Genomic DNA, 17,803 nt, shown 5'->3' with positions numbered 1-17,803 from the left:
CATGTTTATTTCCATTAACTAACTTCAGTTTCAAGATCTTCAATTGGCTTTTCCAGATATTGCGTGTCTTTACGAGCGTTATAGCGCTCGGCTTTTTCAACATTTACGGTAATATTGTAATCTGGGATTCCAGCAAACTTCTCGTACCTGCCCCGCGGCAGCAAGAAGTTCCCCTCTGGGAAGTGTACTTCTAAATTCCCCGGTGCAATATCAACGAACTTCGCCGTCCCTTGGAAGACACCAAAGCCGTTGTATACTACAATACCTTCTCCCTCAGCGATACTTAATTTATGACCATCAACGGGACTCATTAACACGTCATAGCGTCCGGCACCGTTTAAAGGGTCTACTTCTTTATAAACCATCGAATTAAACTGTTTGCCGCGACGAGAAGTAATAATAAATTGTTCTGGCTTTTTATTTAAATCTGGAATTTCAACTGGAATCAAGGTTCCCCTGCCATCTGGTGTGGGACAAATTCCATCTTCACATAACCAAGCCCCGCCCCATTGGAATACGTCCCCTTGCTTTTTCAAGTGCTGAATTCCATCATAATCTGGATTTGCTTTTGCAATCTCCTCTCGAATCGCAAAACCATCGGCAAAATCAACTAAGTGTGCGGTTTCAGGTTTTACACGTTTTGCAAGATCAATATAAATTTTCCATTCCGCACGCGCTTCTTCGATTCTATTTTTATTACCTGGAATTTCAGGTGAGAAGTACACCATCCGTTCCGTTGAGGTGCTCGTACCTCCATCTTCTTGTTCATAACGTGTTTTTGCCGGAAGGACGATAACGGCTTCCTTTGCATCAACTAATGTAGAAGTATTTAGAATAATATCTTGATGGACCCGAACTTCTAGCTCTGATAAGGCATATTTAATGAAGTCCGGATCCGGCATCGTCTCTAAAAAGTTACCGCCAGACAAATAATAAAGCTTCACTTTCCGTTCATGGTCTTCTGGCAGCACGATGTTTTCTAATGTCACACCGACGATATCCCCCTGCCATTTTGGAAGCTCAAATCCCCATAGTTTCTCGATTCTTTCCATATTCTTGGCATCCCAGCCGCCACCAGGCAGCACGAATGGATCGGCTCCCATTTCACCGCTCCCCTGAACACTGGAATGTCCACGAAATGGCATGAGACCTGCATGTTTACGCCCAAGGTGGCCTCGTAACAATGCTAAATTCGCTACTTGAGAAATATTGTCTGTTGCAAAAGAATGCATGGTTAGTCCAAGTGCCCATGCGTAAACGGCATTTTTACTGTTTGCTAGAAGTTCAGCTAAGTTAATAATTCGATCTTTTGGGACACCTGATGATTCGATAATATCGTCCCAGCTTTGCGCCTGGACCTTGTTCTTTAGTTCTTCATATCCGTTCACATGTTCTTGAACAAACTCGTGATTGATTGCTGAACCATATGCTTTTTCTTCCATGGCAAACCAATGCTTCATAATTCCATGCATAAAAGCAATGTCCCCGCCAATATTCACTTGATAGAAATCATCGGCAATTTTCGTACCAAATAAGGCAGACTCAGGGCTAGAGGGAATCCAATATTGATCCATGGCCGGCTCACGGTATGGGTTGACTACAATGATTTTGGTTCCTTTCTTTTTCGCTTCCAGCATGTATTTTGATGAAACAGGTGAAGAGTTTGAAGCGACACTTCCCCAAAACAATAAAACATCCGTTCCGATCCAATCCAAGTAATTAGAGGTAGAAGCACCTACACCAATCGAGCGTTTTAACGCTGTCTTACTTGGAGCGTGACAAATCCGAGAAGCGTTATCGATATGATTGGTCCCTAGGAAACGAGCTACCTTTCCAGCAACATAATAACTTTCATTGGTAATGCCACGAGCTGTTAAATAAAACGAATATTGCTTTGGATTCAACTTTTTCATTTTGTCAGCAATTAAATCCATCGTTTCATCCCAATTGATTCTGGAGAATTTTCTTTCTCCTTTTCTACGAATGAGCGGATAAGGAATACGACCGAGCCTACGAAGCTCCGTACTATCATATTTTCTTAATTCATCAATATCGGCATGAAGAATATCCGGTTTAATCGCAGGCATGGTATTGAGCCTAAGGACATTCAAACGTGTTGTACAAACATGAGGTCCTTCCAATGTCTGATCATATAAACCAGACACACCAAGCGCACAGCCGTCACAAACACCTTTTGTAAGAATGTTCGCTGCGTATCCTAAATTATCTCGATTATCCCAGGCGATTTTCATCGTATCACGAATATGCTTTGGCTTTATTTTTCCTAATCCGAACGGAATTGGACTTACCCAATGTTCAGGAGCAGGTAATTTTGCTTTTTTTTGTGGTCCTGGATGAAGTGTTTTTCCCATTTAAGTTCCTCCTTTTGTGTTGTTAATGTAAATAAAAAAACCACCAAGGAGACCCTCTCTTATAGAGGGTAATTCTCCGAGGTGGTTAGTCTTTAACAGGTTCGCTGTCAAGTGCCAACAATATGTAGTTGTTTTGTTTTTATATACTTGTTACACTTCATTAAACTTTTTTTCAATATCCTGATCAAAAACGAAAATCGACATCCCTCTGTCCTCTTCAATATCAATATCGACAAATACATGAAGGAAGTTAGCTCCCAACAATTCCTCCATTTCAGTAGGATGGTTTTCCTTATAAATCTCTTTGACCATTTCTGTTCGAGCAGCACGGAGCATTTGTTTTCCACCATCTTTAGTTGCAATAAATTTTTCGATCGGCGATAAATTTCCTTCTAATTCACAAATGGCCCAGCACTTACAAAAAGTGGTTCTCACTTGACTTGGGCCTTTCCCCATATGCCGTTTTCGATACGCGCGAACAAGATTACTAAATTCTGCTTCATATTTATTCACTTAAATCCATCCCATTTCGCAACCTTTTCTTCTTATATTCACTATGCCAATGTTGTTAATATAAAAAAGTATACAATATTATTGGATAGATTACTAACTTGCTTGTTTCCCCATATGTTTTTCCATTAAAAAGAAATTTAACTCTTTAACCGATGAACAGGATCGCTGTTTCGTATTAAGAGAGTTGAATTTTTTGAAATTTTCTTTTAATTCACTTAACATATTAACACGGGGAACTCATTCATTTCAATAGAGAATTTTTTACCTTGGCAAAGGAAAAAGTTGGTCCCTTATCACAAGGACCAACTTTTTAACAATATTTTATCTAATATTTTCACTGGCAAATTATTTTTCTATCTGTTCGAGGGGCATCTTTTTATTTAAGTACTCATAAATCCTTCTAAAAAGAATGCTCCTTATCCAAACTTGGAATTTCTCTTACAATAATTCGTGCCCCTTCTACTCTCACCACCCTTATCTTGGCTCCTTTATTAATAAATACACCTTCACTTACAGCATCTATCCGTTCGTCTTCAATGAGTATGGTGCCAGATGGCCGCAGCACTGTTACTGCATAGCCTTCCATTCCGATTAATTCTAAACGGTTTTTGTTTGATATATAACCGCTTTGTGTATTGGTGGAATCGGTTAAAATGATCTTATTAAACAGGTTCAATTTTTTACCTAATACCTTTATCAAAAAAATAGATACCAAGCTGGCAGTAACAATGGCAATAAGCAAGGATATTCCCAAATGAACGACGTTATCTGCTGCCAAAAATATACTCGTAATAATGGCCCCTAAACCGAGGACCCCGGCAATACCACCCGATATAAAAAACTCTAGTAGGATAAGACCAATCCCGATAATAAATAAAATAAGGCTTTCAAATCCGGCAAGACCTGCGACGAGATGTCCATAGAAAAACAGCAGCAATGCTGATAAGCCCATAAACCCGGGAACACCGAAACCAGGTGAGTACAGTTCTAATACAAGACCAAGGCTGCCAATGGTTAGCAAAATCGAATAAACAAATGGATTCGTAATAAAGCGGGCAATTTTTTCTGCAAAGCTTACTTCAAGTGTTCGTACATCTGCTTCTGTATATCCGAGTAGTTCAAGGAGTTCATCAAGATTGTTAGCCATTCCTTCAGCGTATCCAACCTCTACAGCCTGTTCGGAGGTTAAGGTTAATAATTTTCCTTTTTCAGCTCCGTATTCTGGTAAATCAACATTTTCATCTGCCATTGCCAGGGCATAAATGGGATCCCGGTCGGCGTGCTTTGCCGCGTTTTTCATTTCGGCAAACCAATAGGATTCCGCTTTCTTTCCAGCCGTATTCCCCTGCTGATCAATGATCGCAGCCGCTCCCATCGTCCCTCCTTTTACCATGTAGATTTCATCCATATTTAATGAAATATAGGCACCAGCGGATAACGCTTGGTTATTAATAAAAGCTACCGTTCTGATATCCGTGGAAGTAAGCAGCTTTCCGATATCAGCCGCAGCATCCACTGCTCCTCCAGGCGTATTAATTTCAAAAATAATAGCGTCGGCCTGTTCATTTTCAGCCGTTTCAACAGCTCTTTTCAAAAAAGCGTACAATCCCTTTTCAACCGTTTCTTCAATCGGCACCACATAGACAACTTCCCCTTTTGCAGAGCTGTCCACAGGAACCAGCATAAACAATAAGCCGAATAACAAAGATAAAATGGAAACGATCCGTATACGATTCATTCCTTTTCCCTCCCTTCATTTAAACCACAAACCCTGCTACTCCAATGGAAATAGCAGGGCACTTCTATTTTATTTAATTTGGTGATACCATTAATCGATATATCCCATCAGTAAACGTGCGTAAGGAGAATCAGAAGGAAGGACGATAACCGTCTGATCATTGATGGTCTTTTTATAGGATTCTAACGTACGGAACATGGAATAAAATTCTGGATCTTTAGAGAAAGCTTGATTATAGATTCTAGCTGCTTCCGCTTCCCCTTCAGCACGAATGGATTCTGCCTCCGCTTTCGCTTTTGAGAGCAATTCCTGCACTTCTCGATCCGTATCAGCCTCAATTCTATTCTTTTCTGCATCACCCATAGACAAATATTCCTGTGCTTTCGATTCTCGTTCAGAAATCATTCTTGTGAATACGGACTGTTCATTCTCTGAAGGTAGATCCGTCCGTTTCATCCTGACATCCGTAACCACAATTCCATAATGATCATTTCCGAGAAGTTCATTCACCTTTTCTGTAATTCGATCATTTAAAGAACCACGTGAAGATTTTTCATCATTAATGATTTCATCATAGTTTAACTGCCCGAGCTCTGAACGTACCACGGAGTAAATAAATTCCTCCATTCGGGATTCCGCTTTTTCAACGGTTCTTGCATTGGTGATCATCTTTTTCGGATCTTCAATTCTCCAAATGGCATAGTTATCGATGAGCATCCGTTTCTTATCTTTCGTGTTAATCTCAGCTTCGGTAACATCATACGTCATTTGATATTTTGGCAGCGTCGTGACACTTTGAATGAATGGAATTTTATAGGTTAGACCTGGGGTTTTCACAATCCGTACCACTTCTCCAAACTGCCGAATCACTTTATATTCGCCTTCTTTTACAACAATGAGACTTGAAAGGAATATGGCTAAGAGGATGATGACGATGACGAAAAAGGTGCCTATTTTGGTATAATTTTTCCAATTGAATCCTTTTGGGCCGCGACCTTCTAAGCTAACTACATTATCATTACTCATTTTTTTCACTTCCTTCCCCATTTGTCTTTGGCTGTGCGTTTTCCAAAGGTCTGATTGGGAAATATTTTAACGTATCTCCATTATCGTTCATAATATAGATTTCAGCGTTAGGAAGAACTTGTTCAAGTGTTTCTAACATTAACCGCTCACGCGTGATGTCAGGATTTGTCCGGTATTCATCATATAGCTTATTGAAAACAGAAACATCCCCTCTTGCTGTTTCAATCCTTGCTGCTTTATCACCTTGGGCTTTGGACTTAAGAGCAGCCTCTTCCCCTTTGGCTTCATTGGTTCGTTTGTTTCGATATTTCCCTGCCTCATTAATCTTGGTATTCATCGTTTCACGGGCATCTGTTACATTTGTAAAGGCTTTTCTGACCTCTTCATTAGGCAGTTCCACATCCTGAAGCTTAACGGCCAATATCGAAATGCCGATATCGTATTTTTCTACCAATGTTGATAACAAATCCCGGACATCGGCTTCGATTTCTGCCTTTCCAGAGGTTAAAGCATCGTCAATTTTGGAACTGCCGATAATACTTCTTAAAGAGGCAGAGGTAGAATTGTACAATATTTCTTCTGGATGCTCCGCATTAAACAAATATTTTGCTGGATCAGTTATTTTCCATTGGACAACTAAGTCCGCTAACACGATATTTTCATCACCCGTAATCATTTTTGTTTCTTCAGGAAACTCTTTTACTTTTCCATCTTTCTCTTCATAACCAAATTGCAGACTAAAGGTTTCCTTTGATAGCGTTTCAACGGATTGAATAGGCCATGGCAGCTTAAAATGTAACCCAGGTTCGGTTACGCCTTCTTCAACCTTTCCAAAGGTAATGATAACGGCTTGCTCACTTTCATCGACCGTATACCAAGTGGTTAATCCAACAATAACGAGGATGGCGCCTAAAATTATAAGTCCGACAGTTTTATAGATTTTATTTATATTTCCCATGCTGTCTCCCCCTCTTTCTATAAGGCTATAACTTTTAATACGGCCATTTTACAATAAAGTTTCAATTTTTAAAAAATAGTTAAATTTCCTTTGCTAGTATAGGATTTTTATAGATCGTAAATTCAAAAAGACCAGTCAATATCAATGACTGGTCTAGTAGGATAAACATTACAAAAATCCTTCAGGGATTACTCATCTTTTCAAGCCATAACGATACTAAGTTTTGAATAATTTTAAAAAGACTAGACATGCTGGTAACATGTCCAGATTGGCAATAGGCTGTGCCTTAAAGGGTTGGTCTATTAGGTAGAATCCAAGGGTGGATTATAGTTTAGGTTAAAATGACAGAAGGGATAGCCCTATCATTTACGATTACGTTTCTTCGATACTTGTGACTTCTTAACAGGAGTTTGCTGATCATAATTTGCTGGCATCATGTTTGACATTTGATTGGCATTACTCAATGAATGATTATTTTGGCATGGATTGCAATCCATTTTCTTGCCCTCCTTTGCTACTTTTTAATAGGAATAAGTTCTCATAATTCATTAATGCACGAGATGGTTCTACTAAAGAAAACATCAGGGTTAATACGAGTGATGTTATTGACAGTAATTTCATTTCGATTATCTCCCCAGGAGTGGAGCAAGCAATTTCCAGGGCCAGTAATAATTTGATTGTAATCGCCCATATAGCATCTTGCTACATCATTACCTGGGTTAGGGTTTGTGACTGGAATTGGGGAAAATTCGGTACTTACCATTCTTTCATTTCTTATGCCACCTGCAATAGAAAAGCTTCTCACAAATATAGCAAAGCTACCATTCCCGATACCCTGAAGCGTGCCTCCCTGGTCATTGAAACGATTATACTGAACGTGGGCTCCGTTTTGATTGACCGCAACAGAAGGGAAGAACGCAAAAGTATTTCTATCAGACGTCATATTCACGGTGGTCCACGTATTACCCTGGTTATTGCTGTACGCTAACATCACATCAATGATGGTAGTTCCGTTCACGACACTGCCTTGACTCCACACAACATAAAGGGTGCCATCTGGCCCAATAGCAGCATGAGGAAACTCATTCATTCGAATCCGCCTTGTATTATCTAGCCCAATCGACGGTCGAGCACAAGCGACTGTATCAGTAGCGGCGGCAGCAAAAGGAGCCGAAACTGCTACGTTCGTTGGAAAAGTTACCCCGCCATTTGTTGATCTGACCATGCGAATGGTACGATTAGGCTGGCCCAAAACATTAAAGCCATTGTTCTCTAAATAAAAAACATAAATATTGCCCGCAGCATCCACTACAGGAAATGAGCCTTGTACACCCCCTCCAGGTACAATTACTTGGTCTGTAATAAGAGGAGTTAAATTGACACCTGTGGCATATTTTGAAAAACGGATCGTTTGCGGGTTAACAGAAAAGTCTGTCCATGTTATATACAGAGCTTCTTGTCCTGGTCTAGCAGCATCAGGACCTACTGTAATCCATTCCTTATCCTGTGAAATATCATTTTCAATATTTTGCCCTCGACCCACTACTTGAGGGGGATTCAAAGTGATGGTTCCCTGTGGGGTAAACGTGCCGGTTGAGACACTGATAACTCCTTGTCGGTTACCATTCACCACTTCTATTCCAATTTGGCCATAATAAAAAACTCCATTTCGATCAACTGCAATGACTGGATCTCCTCCATTCAATCCGTTTGGATTTACCGGCAGAGAACCTCCATCCGTCCAAGTTAACCCAAGGTTGTTTGAAAAGGCAAATCCTGAAAACCTATTAAGATTTGCATCATTGCTATCATTAAATCCATAAAGAATGAAATCTCCAAAACGTCCAATGCTTGTCTCACTTTGAGTGATACGTGGGAAATTTTGAACATCAAAATCTGTATTATTCACCCTTCTTTCGAATTCAAAACATGAACTACCTCTACAATCAGGGCATTCACAACAACATCTTCTTATACCCAAACATAACCTCTCCCTTTTAAACATTCATTTGTACCGAAGATCTTTTATAAGCCTCAAGGCACGTAATGTAACGTATGAATTTTCAAAAAAAGGGACAAGGCCTCTGTCCGATGGTATCAGCACATTTTTACATTCGGTGCCAGTAATTCTCGGATTTTGGTGAAGGTAGATAGGTTTTTAGATAGATAGAAAATGATAGAATAGTTGGCAACTTAATATTGTGAGGGAGGCAGGCAAATCTATAACAAAAAGAGCTCACAATAATGAGCTCTTTTCCGTAATTATTTTATAAAAAGAATGGATAATGAAAATACCGTGGAAAGGTAGACACCTTTTTGCGTGAGAGATCCTTTACATTCTGTAAGATGTATTGCCCACCGCATCGAAAATAATCTCATAGATTTGACCATTTTTCATATGTTATGCCTTATTAAACAATACCCATCAAGTGATCCGCTTAATTTAAGAAATTTCACTTAGTTGCCAAATGTCTTGTATTTATTTCTTTTCAAGTTTATTGACTTTTCTCTTTACATCAGCCATTTCTTTGAATAAAAGCTCAACATCAGAGTTAACATCCAATGCTAATGCTTTCATATCTTTCCGAATATCCGTGAAGTTTTCAGTCATAAGTGTGGTTGTTTGTTTAATTAATTCAGTTTGTCATTAACTTTTTATGACCTTTTTCTAAACTTTCTATACGCCCTATAAGTTCCTTCTGCCCTTTCATTACTTCTTGTTGGTCCTTATTAAGATGCTGTAGTTCTGAAAGAATACTATTAAGTGTTTCCTCCATAACAAAACCTCCATTTTTATGAATTCGAAAAAATTACTTGGATCTATTAAATTAGCTCAGAAAAATACGAATTCCCTCGACTAACTGGAAGAAAGATTATGCCATTGAAAACTTCCTTGGAAAACCATTTTAGAAGCTTGGAATGCAATAGTAGGAAACTGAAAGTAAATAATAGGAAATGATATTAAAATCAAGAGGGAGGAATATCTTTGTGATAAAAGTATGGAAATAACTTGAAGAGTTTAACATAAAAGTTCGTGAGGATTTATTAACAAAATAAACGTTCAAAGATGCCAAATGCGAAACCAAATACGTGTTTCCTAGCTTATCCCCCCCTTTTACTATTACTGATATTACTTTGGTTATTTTCGATTCAATAATAAATTTATCATTAATTCATTTAACAATGTAAGGAGAAAAATGTCAAAATACTGAATTTTTGTCTTTAACAAAAAGAGTTCCTACGAATAAACTCTATCTTGTAATTTCAGCATCTATCTTTTTCTACGCTTCCAAATTGTATTTAGCAACACATGAGGAGTTGGTAAGATCCCTCTACATTATTATTTATGTATGGTTGTTGTAGAATGTGGGGGGAACTGAAAAAAAAGAGAAGCTTATTCCAAGCTTCCCTCAATGTATCTTTTCACTGTGATTTTCCATAAATGATTTACTTAATTTAATCCCGTAATAACGCATTGCTTCTAGGCTACCTTCATATTCAAAAATTCCCTTTTCGATTAATTTTCTAACCCTATATTCCAAAAAACCGTCTCCGATATATTGAAGAATATGTCCATAAACTTCACCCACTAATCTTGCACACATAATAAATCCCTTTTTCTTCCCAATCAGCTTCTTAGCTTTTTCAATTATAAAGTCATCGTAATAGTCTTCAGCTACAACTTTTATTTCTCCGTTTTCCCATATTCTTAATGTACTAGGATTGTTTGAAAGGGCTAACCACTTTTTTTCATAATGCTCACGCTCAATGTCTGATAAAATGTGTTTGTTTTCTTGACTATATGTATATATGGTTTGTAATTCTTCTAAAATTATTTCACCCGAAAAAAAGGGTACATACTTCTTAGCCTTTTTTTCAAACAATTTTCTATACAATGTTGCAGTATCAATGATATAAATACTGTTTTTTCGTTCACGCAACAAAAACATTGTAAAAAGAAGAGCTGTTTGTTCATTTGCATTTTCTGATACCCAAATGTAAATTGGAACTTTTTCAGGAATTGATAATAATTGAGAAATTATTTTTGGAAAACTTTTTTTATAAAATTCAACTTCATATTCATTAGATAGGTTGTTTTTTAACCAATAAAATCTATCTGTTTGTCCCTTTTCGCTATCTAAACTATATAGAGGAGCAATAGAAAAATTGTCGTGGAAAGCCAGACTAAGCTCTTCTTTTAGTAAGTTTAATTCTTTTAATGGTTGTCTTAAATATGGGTAGCCAAATTGTATATTAACTTTTTTATAATCACTCTTTCCAAATGGATCTAACTCTGTAACTTCTGGATAGAGAATTTCATTAAAAATTTCTTTAAGATCATTTGCTAACTCAACTAAAGAATTTTCTTTATCCTCTAATAATGCAATTCTATAAAGAATAAATTGCAAGTATGACCTTACTTCCTTTTCTGGCAAGTCCTTTACTATATTCTTTATATCGAGAATATCCACCTAAAAACTCCTTCTATAATCGATAAATGTATTATTCATAATAAAAAATGTATCTTTATGAAGTTATTTTTCCCATATATTCTAAAACTTACCGTCCTTATAAGCTTCATGCGAATCCAACCCTTGTTATTATCTCTTTTAATAGTTGGATCATTCACTTTGTAAGCTCATCCTTTATCCAATGAGCTGGTTAAAAACAGCGGTAGAACTTTTTCCTAATTAATTCGGAACTTTCAAATTTTCTGTAGGTAGGTTTTTATCCCCATCCAGTATTATGCCACCTCAAAAAATAAAACGGGTAGTAACTGTTACCACCCGTTTTAGCCAATCTATTTAACTACTTTTTCTTTCTTCTTGCTTTCATCGATAGGACCCGGAGAAATGCTCTGGTCATTGGCAGTCAGATCGATACCATAGTCTTTTGCAAACACCATATGTGTTTCTACCAGCACATCTGCAGTATTTTCATCCAAATTAAACACCCTTGCACCGCGTAGCCTATTTCGCTCTGCACCCGGAAGACCATATGTACCAAAACCGGTATTTCCAGCATAGCCAAGCAGGATGCCATAGTAGTTACCCATGTAGGTGTTTATATGATCATGGCCGCAGAAAACACCTTTGACATCTCCCCTCTCAAGCATAGCTGAGAACATGCCGCTATTGACCGGGCCAGGGCATTCCTCTTCATTTCGTTCTCCGACAATATGATGTTTGTTCACAGCTTTAGCGTGGTTTTCGTCCGTTCTGCTATCTACACTCGCAAACCACATATATCGATGTTCCCAAAGTGGAATATGAATAAATACAAGCGAAGGAACCTTGTGCCCCCATTGTTTCTCTAATTTTTTAGAGGTTTCGTAATACCAGCTTACTTGGTTAAAACGCAGCCAGTCCCAGGTTGGATATCCCTTAAAGTCTTGACCAGCAATGGTATTAGGAGCATATCTCCCACTGTCAAGCAGCCAAAGATTAAAAGCAGCATCCGTACCTTTGGAATTTTTGATAAGGAGATTCATATTTCCTGTTCCATTAATATCTTTTACACTCGGCTTGTTTAAATTGTATTTGTAAGACATGTAAATTTCGAGCATATCCTCTTCATTTAGGCCACTTTTTGGAGTGGAGTCCTCATCATGGTTTCCATATGTAATCGCCCACTTTATCCCTCGCTGCTCCATCGGTTGTGCTACATTATTTATCGCTTGTTTCATCTCAAGAGGTGTATCACAGCCACCTGTAATGTTGTCGCCGTTAAGGACAACAAAATCTGGTTTTTCAGTATCAAGAACTTTTTCCATCAATTCGATCGTACGACGGTCAATGTTTTCATCATCTTGGGTATCGTTAAACTGAACAATCTTGAATTTTCCGTCTGGTTTAAATTGAAGCTTGATTTCCTCATTTGCTGCGGCATGTACGTTACCCGTGAACATATTAGCCGGAATGCCCGCTGACCCTAGTGTTAATGCCAATGTACTCAACCCGCCGATTTTGATAAAGCGCCGCCTGTCCAATCCCTTTTGCAAATCATAATTACTCATAATAAATCTCCCCATCCCTTTATAGAAATATATATAGAAAGTAAATCTATAAAAAGAGTAACAAGGAAGTTTTAATTCTGTGTTTATGCTTTGTAAATTATTAATGTAAATTTGGTAAAGATTGCATATTTCTAAATTTTGATAAAGAGGGCTTGAACTTTTTGTTTTTTTAATCCTAATAGGCTTAGAGAACGTCAAAAACTCAACTAGGTCACGCAATCATTTGCATTTACCTTTACATTTTTTGTTCCACAATCTGACCTGAGATTGGTGAAATATTAAGAAAACAACCTTTAGAACTTCCATTTATGTCTATAACAAAAAGAGCTCATTCGAATGAGCTCTTACACTTAATTTTTATTTAAAGATTACTTTAGTCTCTTTTTATCTAACTCAGTTCTTTAAGTGCATTTCTTCTATCATGAGACGGGAATAATTTCTACAAAATTGCATGACTATATCCACGATGACATCTGAAGCATACTCCATAAAGTTGGTCATAAATTCTCTGTTATTCGGATGCAAGAATGTTCCAATAAAATCAACCGCCATGTCGTTAACCAGCTTACTATTACAGTAAACCGATTCAGCATGGGCTACTTGCTCTTCTATCGTTGAACCTTTATAAACAAGCTCCTTAAAACGAGGCATATTTTCAACGAAAAAATTAGACTCGTTTACTAGTTTAGGAAACTCTACCATGGCTTGTTGAAAGCTTTCTTGGGTCATAAACTTTTCTTCTTCAATACATAACTTTAATAAAGAAATTGCACGTCTTGTATTTTCGAATAGGAATGTTACGTTTCTTAAGATCGACTCTAAGTATACTTCCTGTGATCCTGCATTTTGTCTCATTTCATCTAATACTTGTTTAAGTCTGTTGGTAAGCTCGTCCTTTTTCCAATGGGGCTGGTTAATTACAACACCCAAAACCTCTGCTGTATATTTGTTTAACAATTCTTTTGACAAAATTCTTCTCCCCTAAATAAATCATGATGATGTAAAAACTTCATTCTTATGATACACCTGTTCTTGTTTTTGTTTCCAATTACTATTTCGACAACACCCATTATTTTTCCTTTATTAGTGAAGGAATACATACAATTCGGTGTCAAACTAAAATTTTTATATTCAGCAAATAAGAAATTTCAGAATATTTATTGTATTTGTCTGAAAATTATGATAAGGTTAAAAACATTAAAAATGAAGTTTAGACTTCATTATATTGCCAATAAAAGGAGAGGCTTCTTTTGGAGGTTACACAAACCATCAAAGATAAAATTGAACTGCGTTTTCATGAACTATCCAAGGCACAGCAGAAAGTGGCTAATTTTGTATTAAGTAATCCGACATTTATCGGAGTGCATTCTGCCGCCGAAGTCGGTGATAAAGCTGGGACAAGCGAAACGACGGTGATTCGGTTCTGCTATGCGCTGGGACTTGAAGGATATGCGCAGCTGCAAAAAGAAATTACCTTATTTGTTTTTAAACATACACCCACCTCCACCCTTGGAAATTATATTTCCTCGAAAAAAGAGCTTTTCGATGACCAGTGTCTCATTGAAAATGGAATGAGCCAAGATAGCTCTAAAATTGTCGGAATTGCCAAACAAATTGATAAGCAATTATTTTCTGAAGCAACGCGTAAATTACATGAGGCGAAAAATATTTATATCGTTGGTGCGGGTGCATCATTGTTGGCGGCACAGTGGCTTCATTTTACGATGAATATTCTTCGACCGAATGTGAAGCTCTTTCAAACTGAAACAGCAGAACTAATTCGTACCTTGCAAGAAATTGATGAACATTCCGTTGTCGTAGTTATTTCCTTGCATCGGTACTATAAGGAACCCATTCAAATCGCTGCAGCACTTCATGAACGGGGTATACCCGTACTGGCGATTACGGATTCAAGGCTGGCCCCTATTCACAAGCATTGTGACTATGCCTTTTTTCTCGAACAAGCTGAGCTGTCGACCATTGACCTCATGCCAGCATTAGTTTCCTTCTTAAATATTTTGGTAACTGGAATGATGACATTCGATCCAGAATACTACAACACGCAACGGGTGAAGTACGATGACTTTCAAAACAGTTTTATAGCAGATCGATGGAGTTGAAAAAGATGACAGATCAACAATTAGCAGAACGGTTACAACAAATTTTCAAGCATTTGCATGAGAATCCCGAAGTAAGCTGGAACGAGGTTAAAACCACATCCTATCTCGCGAATCTCCTTCGACAAGAAGGATTCGAACCCCATACATTTGAACATATGACTGGCTTATATGTAGACATTGGGAAAGGAACACCTAAAGTAGGGTTCCGAACCGATATGGATGCCCTCTGGCAGGAAGTAGATGGTCAATTCCATGCCAATCATTCATGCGGGCATGACGGACATATGACGATGGCACTTGGCACCATCTTTTTACTGAAAGAACTGGCACCCACTTTACCTGGTGCTGTCCGCATTATTTTCCAACCCGCAGAGGAAAAGGCACAAGGAGCAAAGGCGCTTATGGAACAAGGGGTGGTCGATTCTCTGCAATTTTTATTCGGGACGCATGTCCGCCCTCTTGTTGAATTGCAGGATGGAACTTACGCGCCAGCATTGCATCACGGGGCAGCAAAGCTTTTTACAGGAACGATTCATGGGGTTGAAGCACATGGGGCCCGGCCTGAGCAAGGGGTGAACGCCATCGAGGTGGCTGCGGCATTAGTTGACGGGCTCAAACGTCTTTGGATTCGTCCATCCCAGTCAGCCTCTATTAAAATGACCCAGCTACAAGCAGGCGGCACGTCAACAAATATTATTCCTGGGACAGCAACCTTTAGTATTGACGCACGTGCTCAAGAAAATGAAACGATGGAAGCCTTAACGATTGGCTTTGAGAAAGTAATTGAGGCAGTGAGTTTAATGTACGGCGCAAAAATTGATTACCAAGTAGATGCTCATATTGCGGCAGCTCAAGTAAATGACACAGCAAAGGCGATTATGAAGCAAGCGATTATCGATGTAGCAGGGATAGAAAACTGCACACCAGAAGTGGTCACACCTGGCGGCGAAGATTTCCACTTTTATGCTTATTCTAACCCACAATTACAAACCACCATGCTTGGACTTGGCTGCGGTGTCACACCTGGACTTCATCATCCACAAATGACATTTAACACGGACCGCCTTCCAACGGGTGCTGAAATTATTACAAGAGCATTGGTGCTAGCGTTACAACAAGTAGAAAGAAGCGAAAAGAAATGATTGAAATTCGAGAATTAAAAACAATTGCTGAAATGGAACAAGTTCAAGAGCTTGAATGGAAAGTCTGGGGAACAGAATCCATTCCGACTCACCAAACGTTAACCGCAGTAAAAAACGGTGGCATTATGGTGGGTGCCTATGACGGCGAGCAATTAATCGGCTTTAGCTATGGATTTGCAGGCTTTCGCGATGGAAAACCCTATTTATGCTCCCATATGCTTGGGATTGACAAAAACTACCGGTCACAAGGGATTGGTGAAAAACTCAAACGTACCCAGCGCGAAATTGCGATTGTAAAAGGCTATGACAGGATGCACTGGACGTACGATCCGCTCGAAACCCGAAACGGTTACTTAAACTTAACAAAATTGAATGGTATTTGTGATACCTATGTTGAAAATTGCTATGGTGAAATGCAAGACGGCTTTAATCAAGGATTGCCATCAGACCGCTTTGAACTGCACTGGCATATAACCAGTCCTTATGTGGTTGAAAACCATATACCAACGATCGAAGGCGCTGCTGCCTTAAACTCTCTTACATTTAATGAAGAAAACCTACCAGTATTCGTTTCAGGCAAGGAACAAGAACTAACACAGCCTGCTTATTCCCTGGCAGTGCCGAAGGATTTCCAGTCCGTTAAAGCATCTAGCCAAGAACTTTCAATGGACTGGCGTTTGCAGACACGTACCCTATTCCAACGTTTATTTAAAGCGGGATACGCGGCGGTTCGATTACAGCCATATGAAACCTATAATGAATACATTTTTGTAAAAATAGAAACGTTAGCACTTGGAGGAGAACCACAATGAAAATTACCGATATTACCATCCGTCATTTACAAATGAAATTAAAAGCACCGTTTACAACCAGCTTTGGGACATTTACCAATAAAGACTTTTTATTACTGGAAGCCAAAGATCAAGACGGCACGATTGGCTGGGGTGAATCCGTAGCATTCCACTCCCCTTGGTATAACGAAGAAACCTTACAAACAAACTGGCATATGCTGGAGGATTTTTTAATTCCATTAATTTTAAACAAAGAAATCAACCATCCCGATGAAGTAAGTGAAATATTCTCCCCTATTCGGAAAAATAACATGGCGAAATCAACGATTGAAGGTGCGATTTGGGATATTTACGCGCAGCAAACCAATCAATCTCTCGCTTCCGCACTTGGCGGGAAAAAGGACAAAATTGAAGTCGGCATCTCGATTGGTATTCAAAAGTCCATTGATGACTTAGTTGCATTAGTCGATGAGTATGTAAAGGAAGGCTACAAAAGGATTAAAGTAAAAATTAAGCCAGGCTGGGACGTGGATGTCATGCGTACATTACGAGAAAACTTTCCGAACGTGGCGATCATGGCTGACGCAAACTCCGCCTACCGTTTAGACGATGCAGAGCTTTTAAAACAGCTGGATGAATTTGAATTAACCATGATTGAACAGCCTTTAGCATCCGATGATATTATCGATCATTCACATTTGCAAAAGGTGCTTAAAACCCCTATTTGCTTAGATGAAAGTATTCACTCTTTAGAGGACGCGCGCAAAGCGGTAGAACTTGGCAGTACAAAAATTATTAATATTAAAATCGGCCGTGTCGGCGGATTAACAGAAGCGAAAAAAATCCATGATTACTGTGAAGCCAATGGCATTCCAGTATGGTGCGGCGGGATGCTCGAATCAGGTATTGGACGAGCTCATAATGTTGCACTAACAACGTTATCCAACTTTATTTTACCTGGAGACACAGCCAGCTCTAATCGTTATTGGGAAAAAGATATTATCCTGCCTGAAGTGGTAGCAGCAAACGGTTATATCGAAGTGCCTCAAACAGCAGGAATTGGCTACGAAGTCGACCGGGAAGCAGTGGAATCATTTACAGTCGCGAAGAAAAATTACAAATAATGG

The 17,803-nt window shown here is 38.7% G+C and carries 16 protein-coding genes; 4 read left to right on the top strand and 12 right to left on the bottom strand.

Annotated elements, in window-relative coordinates:
• Positions 1 to 14 precede the first annotated feature (14 nt).
• The 12 genes from QNH29_RS14955 to QNH29_RS14900 form a co-directional block, all read right to left on the bottom strand.
• On the bottom strand, positions 15 to 2,372 hold the full coding sequence (locus QNH29_RS14955) for an FdhF/YdeP family oxidoreductase (protein ID WP_283860199.1): 2,358 nt from the start codon (positions 2,370 to 2,372) through the stop codon (positions 15 to 17).
• A 150-nt stretch (positions 2,373 to 2,522) separates the two neighbouring features.
• Positions 2,523 to 2,885, bottom strand: a complete 363-nt coding sequence (locus tag QNH29_RS14950; RefSeq protein ID WP_283860198.1) for a Na-translocating system protein MpsC family protein — start codon at positions 2,883 to 2,885, stop codon at positions 2,523 to 2,525.
• A 400-nt stretch (positions 2,886 to 3,285) separates the two neighbouring features.
• Positions 3,286 to 4,623 carry an NfeD family protein gene (locus QNH29_RS14945; RefSeq protein WP_283860197.1) on the bottom strand — a complete coding sequence of 446 codons (1,338 nt, stop codon included), beginning with the start codon at positions 4,621 to 4,623 and terminating at the stop codon, positions 3,286 to 3,288.
• 90 nt (positions 4,624 to 4,713) lie between these two features.
• Positions 4,714 to 5,649, bottom strand: a complete 936-nt coding sequence (hflC, locus tag QNH29_RS14940) for a protease modulator HflC (RefSeq protein ID WP_283860196.1) — start codon at positions 5,647 to 5,649, stop codon at positions 4,714 to 4,716.
• On the bottom strand, positions 5,642 to 6,607 hold the full coding sequence (gene hflK, locus QNH29_RS14935; protein WP_283860195.1) for an FtsH protease activity modulator HflK: 966 nt from the start codon (positions 6,605 to 6,607) through the stop codon (positions 5,642 to 5,644). Before hflK ends, hflC begins: the two co-directional genes overlap by 8 nt.
• Positions 6,608 to 6,969: 362 nt before the next feature.
• Positions 6,970 to 7,104, bottom strand: a complete 135-nt coding sequence (locus tag QNH29_RS14930) for a hypothetical protein (RefSeq protein WP_283860194.1) — start codon at positions 7,102 to 7,104, stop codon at positions 6,970 to 6,972.
• Between the two features lie 41 nt (positions 7,105 to 7,145).
• On the bottom strand, positions 7,146 to 8,516 hold the full coding sequence (locus tag QNH29_RS14925; protein WP_283860193.1) for an exo-alpha-sialidase: 1,371 nt from the start codon (positions 8,514 to 8,516) through the stop codon (positions 7,146 to 7,148).
• A gap of 570 nt (positions 8,517 to 9,086) precedes the next feature.
• Entirely contained in the window at positions 9,087 to 9,218 is a 132-nt protein-coding gene (locus QNH29_RS14920; protein ID WP_283860192.1) for a hypothetical protein, read from the bottom strand.
• Positions 9,219 to 9,243: 25 nt separating this feature from the next.
• On the bottom strand, positions 9,244 to 9,384 hold the full coding sequence (locus QNH29_RS14915) for a hypothetical protein (RefSeq protein WP_283860191.1): 141 nt from the start codon (positions 9,382 to 9,384) through the stop codon (positions 9,244 to 9,246).
• 633 nt (positions 9,385 to 10,017) lie between these two features.
• On the bottom strand, positions 10,018 to 11,079 hold the full coding sequence (locus tag QNH29_RS14910) for a DUF1835 domain-containing protein (RefSeq protein WP_283860190.1): 1,062 nt from the start codon (positions 11,077 to 11,079) through the stop codon (positions 10,018 to 10,020).
• Positions 11,080 to 11,408: 329 nt separating this feature from the next.
• Positions 11,409 to 12,623, bottom strand: coding sequence for a metallophosphoesterase family protein (locus QNH29_RS14905; RefSeq protein ID WP_283860189.1), 1,215 nt, complete (start codon positions 12,621 to 12,623; stop codon positions 11,409 to 11,411).
• Positions 12,624 to 13,016: 393 nt separating this feature from the next.
• Positions 13,017 to 13,592, bottom strand: coding sequence for a hypothetical protein (locus QNH29_RS14900; RefSeq protein WP_283860188.1), 576 nt, complete (start codon positions 13,590 to 13,592; stop codon positions 13,017 to 13,019).
• A 281-nt stretch (positions 13,593 to 13,873) separates the two neighbouring features.
• Between QNH29_RS14900 and QNH29_RS14895 the strand changes: the two genes are divergently transcribed.
• The 4 genes from QNH29_RS14895 to menC are packed head-to-tail and all read left to right on the top strand — an operon-like array spanning position 13,874 to position 17,800.
• Entirely contained in the window at positions 13,874 to 14,743 is an 870-nt protein-coding gene (locus QNH29_RS14895; protein ID WP_283860187.1) for a MurR/RpiR family transcriptional regulator, read from the top strand.
• A 5-nt stretch (positions 14,744 to 14,748) separates the two neighbouring features.
• Positions 14,749 to 15,885 (top strand): M20 peptidase aminoacylase family protein, encoded by a 1,137-nt coding sequence (locus QNH29_RS14890; RefSeq protein ID WP_283860186.1) that lies wholly within the window; start codon positions 14,749 to 14,751, stop codon positions 15,883 to 15,885.
• Positions 15,882 to 16,697 carry a GNAT family N-acetyltransferase gene (locus QNH29_RS14885; protein WP_283860185.1) on the top strand — a complete coding sequence of 272 codons (816 nt, stop codon included), beginning with the start codon at positions 15,882 to 15,884 and terminating at the stop codon, positions 16,695 to 16,697. Before QNH29_RS14890 ends, QNH29_RS14885 begins: the two co-directional genes overlap by 4 nt.
• A complete protein-coding gene (gene menC, locus QNH29_RS14880) occupies positions 16,694 to 17,800 on the top strand; it encodes an o-succinylbenzoate synthase (RefSeq protein WP_283860184.1) in 1,107 nt (368 codons plus the stop codon). Before QNH29_RS14885 ends, menC begins: the two co-directional genes overlap by 4 nt.
• Positions 17,801 to 17,803: the final 3 nt, after the last annotated feature.

The sequence above is a fragment of the Neobacillus sp. DY30 genome (assembly GCF_030123065.1).
Classification (GTDB): Bacteria; Bacillota; Bacilli; order Bacillales; family Cytobacillaceae; genus Neobacillus.
The sequence above is the reverse complement of the archived record's forward strand: the minus strand, read 5'-3'. Positions and strand labels throughout refer to the sequence as shown.